Source organism: Sulfitobacter sp. TBRI5, assembly GCF_051013555.1.
Taxonomy (GTDB): Bacteria; Pseudomonadota; Alphaproteobacteria; order Rhodobacterales; family Rhodobacteraceae; genus JL08.
Genome location: NZ_CP112884.1, coordinates 2,045,862 through 2,059,202, shown reverse-complemented (window position 1 = coordinate 2,059,202; position 13,341 = coordinate 2,045,862). Strand labels below are relative to the sequence as shown.

10 protein-coding genes are annotated in these 13,341 nt (G+C 58.7%); 2 read left to right on the top strand and 8 right to left on the bottom strand.

All coding sequences use genetic code 11. The annotated features are described in order from the left end of the window. Positions 1 to 38 precede the first annotated feature (38 nt). The 3 genes from rpsD to OLX72_RS10320 form a co-directional block, all read right to left on the bottom strand. A complete protein-coding gene (gene rpsD / locus OLX72_RS10330) occupies positions 39 to 659 on the bottom strand; it encodes a 30S ribosomal protein S4 (protein ID WP_114871286.1) in 621 nt (206 codons plus the stop codon). A gap of 158 nt (positions 660 to 817) precedes the next feature. Further along, positions 818 to 1,882, bottom strand: coding sequence for a Hint domain-containing protein (locus tag OLX72_RS10325; protein WP_114871287.1), 1,065 nt, complete (start codon positions 1,880 to 1,882; stop codon positions 818 to 820). A 145-nt stretch (positions 1,883 to 2,027) separates the two neighbouring features. Beyond that, positions 2,028 to 4,538, bottom strand: coding sequence for an adenosylcobalamin-dependent ribonucleoside-diphosphate reductase (locus tag OLX72_RS10320; protein ID WP_114871288.1), 2,511 nt, complete (start codon positions 4,536 to 4,538; stop codon positions 2,028 to 2,030). A 118-nt stretch (positions 4,539 to 4,656) separates the two neighbouring features. Between OLX72_RS10320 and OLX72_RS10315 the strand changes: the two genes are divergently transcribed. Further along, on the top strand, positions 4,657 to 5,088 hold the full coding sequence (locus OLX72_RS10315; protein WP_433990413.1) for a DUF1489 family protein: 432 nt from the start codon (positions 4,657 to 4,659) through the stop codon (positions 5,086 to 5,088). Between the two features lie 3 nt (positions 5,089 to 5,091). On the opposite strand, the gene hisG is transcribed toward OLX72_RS10315, so the two are convergent. Genes hisG through hisS form a run of 3 tightly spaced genes read right to left on the bottom strand, consistent with a single transcriptional unit; the run spans position 5,092 to position 8,467 of the window. Further along, positions 5,092 to 5,784: an ATP phosphoribosyltransferase gene (hisG, locus tag OLX72_RS10310; protein ID WP_433990412.1), complete on the bottom strand. Its 693-nt coding sequence runs from the start codon at positions 5,782 to 5,784 to the stop codon at positions 5,092 to 5,094. Further along, complete coding sequence (locus OLX72_RS10305) at positions 5,781 to 6,866, bottom strand: ATP phosphoribosyltransferase regulatory subunit (RefSeq protein ID WP_433990411.1); 1,086 nt, start codon at positions 6,864 to 6,866, stop codon at positions 5,781 to 5,783. The genes hisG and OLX72_RS10305 overlap by 4 nt, the downstream gene beginning before the upstream one ends. Beyond that, a complete protein-coding gene (gene hisS / locus OLX72_RS10300; protein WP_114871291.1) occupies positions 6,866 to 8,467 on the bottom strand; it encodes a histidine--tRNA ligase in 1,602 nt (533 codons plus the stop codon). The genes OLX72_RS10305 and hisS overlap by 1 nt, the downstream gene beginning before the upstream one ends. A 122-nt stretch (positions 8,468 to 8,589) precedes the next feature. Between hisS and OLX72_RS10295 the strand changes: the two genes are divergently transcribed. Next, positions 8,590 to 8,784, top strand: coding sequence for a SlyX family protein (locus OLX72_RS10295; RefSeq protein WP_114871292.1), 195 nt, complete (start codon positions 8,590 to 8,592; stop codon positions 8,782 to 8,784). A 4-nt stretch (positions 8,785 to 8,788) separates the two neighbouring features. On the opposite strand, the gene OLX72_RS10290 is transcribed toward OLX72_RS10295, so the two are convergent. Then, positions 8,789 to 9,535 (bottom strand): hypothetical protein, encoded by a 747-nt coding sequence (locus OLX72_RS10290; protein ID WP_114871293.1) that lies wholly within the window; start codon positions 9,533 to 9,535, stop codon positions 8,789 to 8,791. 91 nt (positions 9,536 to 9,626) lie between these two features. Next, positions 9,627 to 13,139 carry a DNA polymerase III subunit alpha gene (dnaE, locus tag OLX72_RS10285; protein ID WP_433990410.1) on the bottom strand — a complete coding sequence of 1,171 codons (3,513 nt, stop codon included), beginning with the start codon at positions 13,137 to 13,139 and terminating at the stop codon, positions 9,627 to 9,629. Positions 13,140 to 13,341: the final 202 nt, after the last annotated feature.

The window sequence follows — 13,341 nt, the reverse complement described above, 5'->3', positions numbered from 1 at the left end:
ATCCATCGCGGCCTTTGTAATGCGTTACGCAGAAACGGTTAGTTCTTGGCGTAAAATTCGACCACGAGGTTTGGTTCCATGATGACCGGATAAGGCACATCACCCAGGCTGGGCGTGCGCACGAATGTCGCGGTCAGCTTGTTTGTGTCGACGTCCAGATAATCCGGCACATCGCGCTCGGCCAGCTGGATCGCTTCCAGAACCGCCGCCATCTGCTTGGAGCGGTCACGCACTTCGATCACGTCACCCTCTTTCACACGGTAGGACGGGATGTTGACCTTTTTGCCGTTCACGCGGACATGGCCGTGGTTCACGAACTGGCGCGCCGCAAAGACGGTGGCCACAAATTTCGCACGATACACAACCGCATCCAGACGACGTTCCAGCAGACCGATCAGGTTTTCACCGGTGTCACCTTTGACGCGCTCGGCTTCTCCGTAAATGCGGCGGAACTGTTTTTCTGTCAGATCGCCGTAATAGCCCTTCAGCTTTTGCTTGGCGCGCAGCTGGATGCCGAAATCGGACAATTTGCCCTTGCGGCGCTGGCCGTGCTGGCCGGGGCCGTATTCACGGCGATTGACGGGGGATTTGGGGCGACCCCAGATGTTTTCGCCCATCCGGCGGTCAAGTTTATGTTTGGCAGACGTGCGTTTTGTCACGGCTGATCTCCTTCTTAAGACGACGCCGAGGGACCGGCGACTATGAAGGGCGTTGTCCTCTGGGTTTTCCCCGACAGGCATCCCCTTGCGGGGGCCACCAACACCAATGAAGCCGCGCTTATACGCGCGCCCAAGACAGAGTCAACACCCTGTCCGCGTTATGCCGCGCTATGGGCCAGTATGGCCGCTTCGGACGTCGAAAGATTGCGCCGTGCATAGCTGCCATAGGTGTGGGGATCATATTCAAGATCGGGGTATTCTGATAGCAAACGCACACGATCCCCGTGTTCCAGCGTCGAAAGCGCCGTATTCGCCGGATGAAAGCTTTCGGTTTCCACGCCATTGGCCCAGATGACCTGATGGCGCGGCAGCAGAAGGTGGATATAGGTTACTTCCCGCACAAAAAGATCAACGGAAATGGTGTTGCCGTTGATCAGATCCTTGGCCGATACCAGCACCTCGGGCGTGTTGAACAGCGCCTGCGCGATATCGCCCTTGATCAGCATGCGATGTTCCGGCGACACCAGAAATTCCTGATCCGGCCGCTCGACACCCAGTGCGCCGGCCCGGATCCGGATCGGGCGCAGTTTGGGCATTGCAAAAAGCCGCGCGCCCGTCATCCGGCGGCTGCCGATCCATGCGATATCCTGCGCGCCATTGTCCTTGGTGCTCACCCGGTCGCCTTCGCGCAACTCTTCCACGCGGCGCGGTCCGTCTGGTGTTTCAATCCGCGTACCGGGGGTAAAGCAGATCACCCCGCCCGTCGCCGGCCCCATCGGACTCATCATCGAAGTATCAAGCGTGTGGTGCACGATCCACAGATCGGTATTGCGCGGCGGCATTTCGTCCAGAAACATCAACAGCGGGCGCGCGCCCGGGCCAACTTCGATCACTGTCACCGTGTAGCTTTGCGCCCCGTCCGTCACGACAAAACTGCTGTCCATCAGCGGCTCGTCCACCTCGATCTCGTCCAGATTTGACGTGTGGGAAACGGCCGCACCTACCAGCTTGCGCACCATATGTGCCGCCCGCTTGCGCAGGTTTGTCTCTCCGTCCGCCCGATCCAGCCGCAAAAGGTCCGATGGTCCGTCCACACGCACCGCGTCTCCGCGCCACGCCCACGCCGCCCCCACAGTCAGCGACTGTACAGGGGCCGCTTCAAGCCCATCCACCTCGGTCTGCGACCAGGATATGACAAACGTGCCTCGAAAGCCCGTCTTCATCGCCTGTATGTCCGCCTCGTCTTTTTTTATTGAAAAGACCCTAGCGCAAGTGATTCGTCGCGAAAAGTCCGGATTTGTGTCAGAAATCAAAGGTGTTGCGCGGATGCCTTAATGCGGCGTGAGGTTCAGGTCTGTCACATTGCCCTCATCCGCATTTGGAATGGCCGCAGGCGCCGCAGGTCATGCACCCTTCCTGCATGTGCATTTCGAACTGGCCGCAACTCGGGCACGCCTTGCCGCGCGGCGCATCCAGCCCCACAACCTTGGCCTTCGGGTCCACCTTCAGCCCCATGCCTTCGCCGGCGATGAACCCTGTCGCGATCATATGCTGTTCGATCACGCCGCCGATCGCTGCCAGAATGGACGGGATGTATTTGCCCCCCATCCACGCGCCACCGCGCGGATCAAACACCGCTTTCAGTTCCTCCACCACGAAAGATACATCCCCGCCGCGCCGGAATACGGCCGACACCATCCGCGTCAGCGCCACGGTCCACGCGAAATGTTCCATATTCTTGGAGTTGATAAACACTTCGAACGGACGGCGATGGCCATTGATGACGATATCGTTGATTGTGATGTACAGCGCGTGTTCGCTGTCGGGCCATTTCACCTTGTAGGTGTTGCCCTCAAGCTCGCTGGGCCGGTCCAGCGGTTCGGACATGTAGATCACATCGCCATGCGGCTGCTGCGGTTCGCCCGGGTCCGAGGTGATGACTTCGGGGGCATCATTTGATCCAAACAAAAGCCAACCAGCATCGATGTTAAATGCGTTTGCAACAGCTTCTGCGCCCTCCTTGGATAACTGCTGGTCGACATTCGGCGTTACCCAGTTGGAGTACCTGCTGCGAGCAACTCCAATGGCTTCAGCCGCTTCTTTCTGTGTTTTGAAACCCGCCTTTTCCTGCGCCCATTTCAACCGCTCGGCAGATGTTGCGAGGTCCGGCAAATCCTTCATTTGTCCAGAAATACTCAAAACCGATCCCGTCACATCATTCGGCCGGTATGTGGTGCATCCCTTGCACCCGCTGTCCCACGCCGCCATGTAGACGTCCTTGAACGCCTCGAACGAAATATCCTCGGGGCAGTTGATGGTCTTGGAAATCGATGAATCGACCCATTTCTGCGCCGCCGCCTGCATTTTCACATGATCCAGAGGCGCCAGTGTCTGGGCGTTCACGAAATACTCCGGCAGATCCGCATCACCAAATTTCTCGCGCCACATCCGCACCGCGTAATCCACCACTTCCTCTTGCGTGCGCGAACCGTCCTTTTGCAACACCTTGCGGGTGTAGGCATAGGCAAAGACCGGTTCGATCCCGGAACTGACATTCCCCGCATAAAGGCTGATCGTTCCGGTCGGCGCGATACTGGTCAGCAGCGCATTGCGGATACCATGTGCGCGGATTGCATCGCGCACATCATCGTCCATCGCCTGCATATGGCCGGTCGCAAGATATTTTTCCGCGTCAAACAATGGAAATGCGCCCTTTTCCTTGGCCAGTTGCACTGACGCCAGATAGGCGGCGCGGGCGATCGCGTGCAGCCAGTCCTCGGTCTGGCGCGCCGCCTCGTCCGAACCATAGCGCAAACCCACCATCAAAAGCGCATCGGCAAGCCCGGTCACACCCAGCCCGATCCGACGTTTGGCCTGTGCTTCCCGCGCCTGCGCCTCAAGCGGGAACTTGGACACATCCACGACATTGTCCATCATCCGCACGGCGGTGGCGACCAGATCGGTCATCGCGGTTTCGTCCAGCGCGGCATTTTCCCCGAACGGTTCCGATACCAGCCGCGCCATGTTGATCGATCCCAGCAGGCAGGCGCCATAGGGCGGCAGCGGCTGTTCCCCGCACGGGTTTGTTGCGGCGATGGTTTCGCAATAGTTCAGGTTGTTGGCCGCATTGATCCGGTCGATAAAGATCACGCCCGGTTCGGCATAATCATAGGTCGATTGCATGATCCGGTTCCACAGATCGCGCGCCTGAACCGTGTGATAGACCTTGCCATCAAACTGCAAATCCCAGGGGCCGTCGGTCTTGACCGCGTCCATGAATGCATCGGTGATCAGAACCGACACATTGAACATGCGCAACCGTGCCGGATCGGATTTGGCGGTGATGAAATCCTGAATGTCGGGGTGATCGCAGCGCATCGTCGCCATCATCGCGCCGCGGCGGCTGCCCGCCGACATGATCGTGCGACACATCGCATCCCACACATCCATGAACGAAAGCGGGCCGGATGCATCCGCCGAAACGCCCAGAACATCGGCGCCTTTGGGGCGGATGGTGCTGAAATCATAACCGATGCCGCCACCCTGCTGCATCGTCAGCGCCGCTTCTTTCAGCATTTCGAAAATGCCGCCCATGCTGTCAGGGATCGTGCCCATGACAAAGCAGTTGAACAGGGTCACGCGCCGCGCCGTGCCCGCCCCGGCGGTGATACGACCGGCGGGCAGGTATTTGAAATCTTCCAAAGCGGCGTAAAACTTGTCTTCCCACGCCTTCGGGTCGTCCTCGACCTGCGCCAGATCGCGGGCAATCCGGCGCCAAGTGTCTTCCACTGTCAGATCGCGCGGCGTGCCGTCACCGTCCTTGAAACGGTACTTCATATCCCAGATTTGCTCGGCAATGGGGGCAGCGAAACGGGTCATCGGGCGATTCCTTCGGGATGGCGGGCGTACACCTTACCGCGAACAGGCCAATCTGCACAACAGTTTGCACTGGCTCTGGAATGACCTACTATATGGGGTGTGGCTTGGGGACGACTCTGTGGATAAGTACGTAAATCTTATAAAATTGTCGGTCGGCACCGAAAATGTCGAGGATCTGGCCGACTGGCACCGCACCAAGCGGGCGCAGACCACCGATGGTTTGCCGCGCCACGTTACCCGCATGTGGCCCAAACGCGAGGCCGAGATCCTGAACGGCGGATCGATCTATTGGGTGATCAAGGGGCTGATCCAGTGCCGCCAGCGCATCCTGCGGCTGGACGAGGTGATCGGTCAGGATGGCATCCGGCGCTGCGCCATCGTGCTGGAGCCTGAGTTGCACCGCACCCAGTCGGCCATTAAACGTCCGTTTCAGGGCTGGCGCTATCTGCCGCCCGGCGACGCGCCGCCCGACCTGCCCAAAGGGCGCAAGAACGAAGAGGTTCTGCCACCGGAACTGAACCGCGCGCTGGCCGAAATCGGGGTGCTTTAGGCGTCAGGCGCCCAATTGATCCATCAGGGATTTCAGCGTTTTGCGATCCGCGTTCGACAATGGTGCCGTGCGGCTGCGAAACAGCGTTGCCTGTGATTTCAGGATCAACCCGTCGCCCAGCAGTTTCAGATGATTGGCGCGCAGGGTTTCACCTGTCGACGTGATATCGGCAATCGCTTCGGCGGTTTCGTTCTTCACGGTGCCTTCGGTCGCGCCCTGACTGTCGATAAGCGCATAATCGGCCACGCCATTATCGCGCAGAAAGTCACGCACAAGGCGATGGTATTTGGTGGCAATCCGCATCCGGAAACCGTGCACGGCCCGAAACGCCGCCGCCGCCCCGTCCAGATCATCCAGCGTATCCACATCCACCCACGCCTTGGGCACCGCCAGAATAAGATCCGCCTCGCCAAAGCCAAGCGGATCAACCTCTTCGACCTGCTGTTCCCAGCGGGCCAGTTTTTCGCGCACCAGATCGGTGCCGGTCACGCCCAGATGGATGCGCCCCGCGGCCAGTTCACGCGGGATTTCGCCCGCAGACAGCAATACCAGTTCAACCCCGTCAATGCCGCCCACTGCGCCCGCATATTCACGGTCGGATCCGCTGCGCGACAGGATAATCCCGCGTTTGCCGAACCAGTCAAAGGTCTTTTCCATCAACCGTCCCTTGGACGGCACACCCAGCTTGACGCTCATGTCGCCGCCTCCAGTTCCAGTATCAGACCCGGGCGCATGACGCCGCCGACGGCGGGAATTTCCGCACCCTGCCCCAGTTGCCGCGTCAGCGCATCATAGCGCCCGCCACTGGACACCGCAGGCAAATCGGGGCGTGTTGCGGCATAGAACCCGAAAACGAACCCGTCATAATATTCCATCAGCGTGCGGCCATAGCTGGCATCGAATTCCAGTTGTCCGATCGGGATACCGCGTGCATCCAGCGCGTCCAGCCGTTCCTGCATCCGCCCCACGGCAGCGCCGATGGCGGGCAGATCAACCGCAATATCGCGCAATTGCTCCAGCGCGAAATGCGATGTTTCACGCACGGCAAGAACCGCGTCGATCAACTCCACCTCGCCGCTTGAAATCGGCGCTGTGGCCGCGTCTTCGCGCAGGGCGGCGATGCGCGCCTTGATCTCGGGCACGCTGCGCAGCCCGATCACTGGGCCGGATTTGGCCAGCGGGTCTTTTTTCTTCAACAATGCGCTGCGTGTTTTCGGGGCAGGCGTTTTGCCTGAAAACCGATCCAGCAGGGCGCGAAACCGGCGCGGGCGCCAGATATGGCGCAGCAGCGCCGCCTTGCGCGCATCGCTTGTTTGCAAGCCTTGCACGGCAGCCATCAGCAAGCCGATATCGCCTGTCACCGCACGCAGCGACAAAGGCGCAAGAATGTCGGCGATCAGGGCAAACACTTCGGCATCCGCACCTGCCGGATTGGCACGGTCGAACACCTCGTATCCGACCTGCACATATTCATTGGGGCGGTCGGGGTCCTGTTCCTGACGGCGGAACACTTCGCCCGCATAGGTGTAGCGCGCCGGTTCCGCCCCGTGGGCCATATGCATCTGCACCACCGGCACGGTGAAATCAGGCCGCAACATCTGTTCGCCGCGCAATGCGTCAGACGTGACATAAGCCCGCGCGCGGATGTCTTCTCCGTATAGGTCCAGCAAGGTGCCCGCCGGTTGCAGGATAGGCGTTTCCACTGGCACGGCCCCTGCCGTTTCAAACCGCGCGCGCAAATCCGCGGCGCGGGCCAATGTGGCGGCGCGGGAGGGCATCAGCCCTGGCCGTCCAATATTTCGCGCACCTTTGCGATCAACTGGTCGCGCGGCACTTCAAACTGGCTGGGGCGTTCTTTCCATTCTTCCAGTGTCGCGTTTTGTGCGATCTTCGCGCCAAGGATCAGATCCTTGATCTGCACAACGCCTTTTTCCTTTTCGTCGCCACCTTCGATAATGGCGACCGGACTGGCGCGTTTGTCTGCATATTTCAGCTGGTTGCCGAAATTCTTCGGATTGCCCAGATATACTTCGGCGCGGATATTGGCCTGGCGCAACTCGGCGACCATGGCCTGATAATCGGCCATCCGGTCACGATCCATCACGGTCACAACCACCGGCCCCTGCGCCGCTGTTTCAATCCGTCCCTTGGCGTGCAGCGCCGCCAACAGACGGTCCACCCCGATGGAAATCCCGGTTGCAGGCACTTCCTGACCGGTGAAGCGTTTGACCAGATCGTCATAACGCCCGCCCCCCGCGACCGATCCAAAATTCCGGGTGCGCCCCTTTTCATCCTGAATGTCAAAGGTCAGTTCAGCCTCGTAAACGGGGCCGGTGTAATAGCCAAGGCCGCGCACAACAGACGGGTCGATGATGATACGGTCGGGGCCGTAGCCTTGGGCGGCGAGAAGACCGGCGATCTGTTCAAGTTCATCGACGCCTTGCTGCCCTGTGGTTGAATTGCCAACAATCACACTCAGGTGGTTTACGACTTCAATATTCCACGCAAATCCAGATTTTTGTTCACTTGCATCAGTGTAACCCTTTTCCAGTAAGTTGTGACCGTCCCAGCCCTGCGCATTTGCTTTAAGTTTTCCCGCAACGGCATCTGAAGCAGAGACAAACAACATGATTAGGTCTACCTGTCGTTCAGCAAGTCCCGCCCCCTTGGTAAAATCACCGCTTTCGTCCTTGCGCCCTTCACCCAAAAGCGCACGCACACCGTCAATGCCCAGCCGGTCCAGCTTATCAATCGCGCGCAGCACGATACCGCGTTCATGCGCGAATTTTTCAGGATCGGACGGGTCCAGAACACCCGCCACTTCCATCACCCCGTTCAAAACCTTGCGGTTGTTGATGCGGATCACATAATCCCCGCGCGGGATACCGACAGCCTCCAACGTATCGCTCAGCATGGCGCAAATTTCGGCATCCGCAGCCATGGACGCACTGCCAACCGTATCCGCATCGCATTGGTAAAACTGGCGAAACCGCCCCGGCCCCGGCTTTTCATTGCGCCAGACGGGGCCCATTGCATAGCGGCGGTAGGGGGTTGGCAGATCATTGCGGTGCTGGGCATAAACCCGCGCCAGCGGGGCCGTCAGATCATAGCGCAGCGCCAGCCAGTCACCGCTGTCATCGCCATCTTCCTGCCATGCAAAAACGCCCTCATTGGGGCGGTCCACATCGGGAAGGAACTTGCCCAGCGCTTCTACCGTTTCCACAGCGCTGCTTTCCAGCGCGTCGAAACCATAGCGATGATAGACCTCGGCAATCTGGCGCAGCATATCGGCACGGGTCGTAACCTCGGCCCCGAAATAGTCGCGGAATCCCTTGGGCGGTTCGGCCTTGGGGCGGGGCTGTTTTTTAACCTTGGCCATGCTCTGGTCCTTGCGGGGGTTGGTTCGCCTCGCCCTCTACCGGATGGGGCGCGCAGGAGCAACAGGCTGGCGCATATCCGCGCCCACTTGGCGGTGGCGCAGCGCTATGTTAAGCGCCGCAGATGCAACATCTAGAAGAACAGATTGCCCACCTGACCCGCGCGCTGGATGATCTAAGCGACGTTGTCGCGCGGCAGGAAACGGAAATTGCGGCCTTGACACGCCGCGTTGCCATGTTGATGCAGCGCGAGGGCGAGCGTGAAGCCTCTGAAACCGGCGCTGTGGCGCTGGCCGACGAAAAGCCGCCGCATTACTGAATGTTCAGTTCGATTTGATCGTTTTGGCCAGAACGGCACCGTTGTGAACCAGCATATCGGACCAGCGCGCCGTATCCCCAAACCGTTCATAGGTGCTGATGAATACCGTGTTGCGTTCAACTGATTTGATTCTGGAACCGCAGGGTTTGCCCTTCGGTTTGCCGCACATTCTGGCCTTGATCCCCTCATAAGCCTTGTCGGTGTCGCTATAGGGGTATTCGTCACTCGGCAGGCCATAGCGCAATTGTTCATGCATCGACGGAGCCCCGAAAATGGCCAGCGCGGCGGTAAACTGGCGCGGGCAGCCGTCACGAAAACCCGTCACATAAAAGGTGCGCGGCGCTGTTGTTGTCGGGTTCGTATCATAAAGCCGATAGCCTGATCCGCGTTTTGGGAACCTGTCGATCTCTTTTCCCAGTTTCGTGCCCTTGGCGGCACAGACGCTGGCCACCTGCCCGAATGGCAGCGCGCTGCCCAAAGGTACCTCAGACGCATCCGCAGTGCTGCGGACCAGCAAAAATGTGTCGCCTGCCGTCGAAGCATCGCTTTCCGTTGCTGCGGTGTCTGCGGATGCGCGTGAAAACAGCCCGCCGAAAAGTGCAGGCGGCGTGTCTGCTTCATGAGTTACGATCTGGGCGCCGGTCGGGTCTTCGGCCAAGGGCACATCCGAAAGCCGTTCAAAATCCGCAAGCGGATCGCCACAGGCTGTCAGCGCCAGACAAACGGACGCAAGAATTGCTTTTTGATACACCCCAGGTCCCACTTTTGTGGTTAACAAGGCGGGTGTTTAGCCTAAAACCCGCTGTTTTGTCCATCCTGAGGCAAAAAACGGCGGCTGTAGATCAGATTTCCTCAACTTCCAGAACGCCGCCAAGGCTTTTGATGGCGCCCTTGATCTGCGGCGTCACAGGAAAATCCTGCCCCAGATCAATATCGACTTCTCCGGGCAGTTCAGGGTTCATCAGACAGAACTGTATCGGCCCCTTGCTGCCCGTTTTCGTCGCCTTGATCGCACCATCCAGAACCGATGCAACCGATGTGATCGCGGCGGGGTCATCAACGAAAATACGCAGGCCCATGCCGCCGATATCGGCGACAGCCGCGTCAATCGGCGCGACCGAACGGCCCAGCAATTTCAACTGGTCGCTTTCCATCGTCGCCTCGACGGTGATCACAACCTTTGATCCGGTTTCCAGATGATCCCGCGCCAGTTCAAGCGTATCCGAAAACAGCGTCACTTCGTAGGCGCCGGTGGTGTCTGAAAGCTGCGCAAAGGCAAAACGGTTTCCGCGGGCCGATTTTCGTTCCTGCCGCCCCGCCACAACGCCGGCCATTTTGGCCAGATGCGGCCCGCTTTCAGCGCGCGCCCGAACATCGTCCAGCGTCATCACGCCCTTGCGCTTCAAGGGACCCATGTAGTCATCCAGCGGGTGGCCGGACAGATAAAACCCGATGGCCTTGAATTCTTCGTTCAGACGTTCGGCCGGCAACCAGTCTTCTACCGGCATCAGGCGCGGTTCGGGCAGATCATCGCCCGCTTCACCAAACAACGACACCTGATTTGATGCCTTTTGTTCATGGATCGCCGCCGAATAGGCAACCAGGGGATCAAGCGCATCAAAGACGCGGCGGCGGTTGCTGTCGAGTTGATCAAAAGCACCCGAGCGTGCCAGCATTTCCAGCGGGCGTTTGCCGACCCGCTTCAGATCAACCCGCCGCGCCAGATCGAACAATGTGGAAAAGGGTTTTTCCACACCGTCAACGCGACGGCCTTCGGTGATCAGTTTCATCGCCTCGACGCCAACGTTCTTCAACGCGCCCAGCGCATATACCAGCGCCCCGTCAACCACAGTAAACGTCGGTTCAGACCGGTTGACGCAAGGCGGCACCCACGGCAGGTTCAGCCCCTTGCGCACTTCTTCGAAATAGACTGCCAGCTTTTCGGCCTGATGAAGATCGCAGTTCATCACACCGGCCATGAATTCAACCGGATGGTTCGCCTTGAGCCAAGCGGTCTGATAACTGACAACGGCATAGGCGGCGGCGTGGGATTTGTTGAACCCGTAATTGGCGAATTTATCCAGCAGGTTCCAGACTTCGATCGACTTGGGTTCATCCACCCCGTTTACGGCCGATCCCTTCAGAAACTTGGGACGTTCCGCATCCATCGCTTCCTGAATTTTCTTGCCCATCGCGCGGCGCAACAGGTCGGCACCGCCAAGGCTGTAGCCCGCCATATCCTGCGCGATCTGCATCACCTGTTCCTGATAAACGATGATGCCCTGGGTCTCGTCCAGAATATGATCAATAGTGGGGTGCAGGTTCTCCCGTTCCTTCAACCCGTTCTTGACCTCGCAATAGGTCGGAATGTTTTCCATCGGGCCGGGCCGGTACAGCGCCACAAGCGCCACAATATCTTCAATACAGGTGGGTTTCATCCGCTTCAGGGCATCCATCATGCCTGAACTTTCCACCTGAAACACCGCAACCGTTTTGGCTGCGGCATAAAGCTTGTAAGATGCCTCGTCATCCAGCGGGATCGCCCCGATATCGTCAATCGCAACTTCGGGCGGGTCATATAGCTCTGTCCCGTCCGCCGCGATGTGCAGATGCCGCCCCGATGCCTTGATCAGGTCCAGCGCATTCTGGATCACGGTCAGGGTTTTCAGACCCAGAAAGTCGAACTTGACCAGTCCGGCCTGTTCCACCCATTTCATATTGAACTGCGTCGCAGGCATATCGGATCGCGGATCCTGATAGAGCGGCACCAGCGCATCCAGCGGCCTGTCGCCAATTACGACACCGGCAGCGTGCGTTGATGCATTGCGCAGCAAACCTTCGACCTGCTGGCCATATTCCAGCAACCGCGCGACAACCTCTTCGTTGCGGGCCTCTTCGCGCAGGCGCGGTTCGTCTTTCAGCGCCTTTTCGATACTGACGGGTTTGACACCTTCGACCGGGATCATCTTGGAAAGACGATCCACCTGCCCGTAAGGCATCTGCAACACGCGCCCGATGTCACGTACCGCCGCCTTGGACAGCAGCGCCCCGAACGTGATGATCTGACCCACGCGATCACGCCCGTATTTGCCCTGCACGTACTGGATCACCTCTTCGCGGCGATCCATACAGAAATCGATATCGAAATCAGGCATGCTGACACGTTCAGGGTTCAGAAACCGTTCAAACAGCAACGAATAGCGCAACGGGTCCAGATCGGTGATGGTCAACGCATAAGCCACCAGCGATCCCGCACCGGACCCGCGCCCCGGACCGACAGGAATATCGTGATCCTTGGCCCATTTGATGAAATCGGCAACGATCAGGAAATAGCCGGGAAAGCCCATGCCCTCGATAATGCCCAGCTCAAATTCAAGCCGTTTTTCATACTCTTCCACGCTGGCCGCGTGGGGAATAACCTTAAGGCGTTCTTTCAACCCGTCCTGCGCCTGCCGTCGCAATTCCTCGACCTCGTCATCGGCGAATTTGGGCAGGATCGGATCACGGCGATAAGCCTGAAACGCGCAGCGTTGCGCGATTTCGACCGTGTTTTCAATCGCTTCCGGCAAATCAGCGAACAGCGTCACCATTTCCTGCTGGGATTTGAAATAATGCTGCGCGGTCAGGCGGCGGCGATCCTGTTGCTGATCGACATAAGCGCCGTCGGCAATGCAGATCAGCGCATCATGGGCTTCGTACATGTCTGATTTGGGAAAATAGACATCGTTGGTCGCCACCAGCGGCAGATCCATCGCATAGGCCATTTCAACAAACCCGCGTTCGGTCAGCCGTTCGTTTTCAGGTTGCCCGTCTTCCCCCGGATGGCGCTGCAATTCGACATAAAGGCGGCTATCAAACATCTTTGCCAGTTGCGTCATCAGCGCCTCGGCGGCGGGGCGCTGATTGGCTTGCAACAACCGTCCGACAGGTCCGTCAGGCCCACCGGACAGACAAATCAGACCTTTTGAATGCGCCTCAAGCTCCTCAAGCGTGACCTGGGGCAACTGATCCCCCTTGCCGACATACAGGCAGGTGTTCAGCTTCATCAGATTTTCGTATCCGACCTCGGATTGAGCAAGCAACACAAGCGGCGCAGGTGGTTTGACCCGTTCACCGGGCAGGGTAATCTGATAGGCCAGATCCACCTGACACCCGATAATCGGCTGGATGCCCGCACCGCTGGCCGCAACGGAAAACTCGAGCGCGGCAAACATGTTGTTGGTATCGGTGATCGCAACGGCCGGCATCTGGGCTGCGCGGCACAGATCAGGCAGCTTTTTCAACCGCACGGCCCCTTCCAGAAGGGAGTATTCGGTGTGAACGCGCAGGTGGATGAATCGGGGGCTGTCTGACATGACAGCACGCTATCCCGGACGGTCGTCCGAACGAAAGGGGCATGTTCAAAAAAGGAAGCCACACAGGAAAGTTTCTCTGATTATTCCGCTTTTCAAGAAAGTGCTGTTGATTTCACAAATAATTGCGAAAGCGGCAAATACCTGTTTTCAAGCGACTAATTGCCCAAACCAGCGCCTGCGCGTTCGACCGGATCGAACAAGA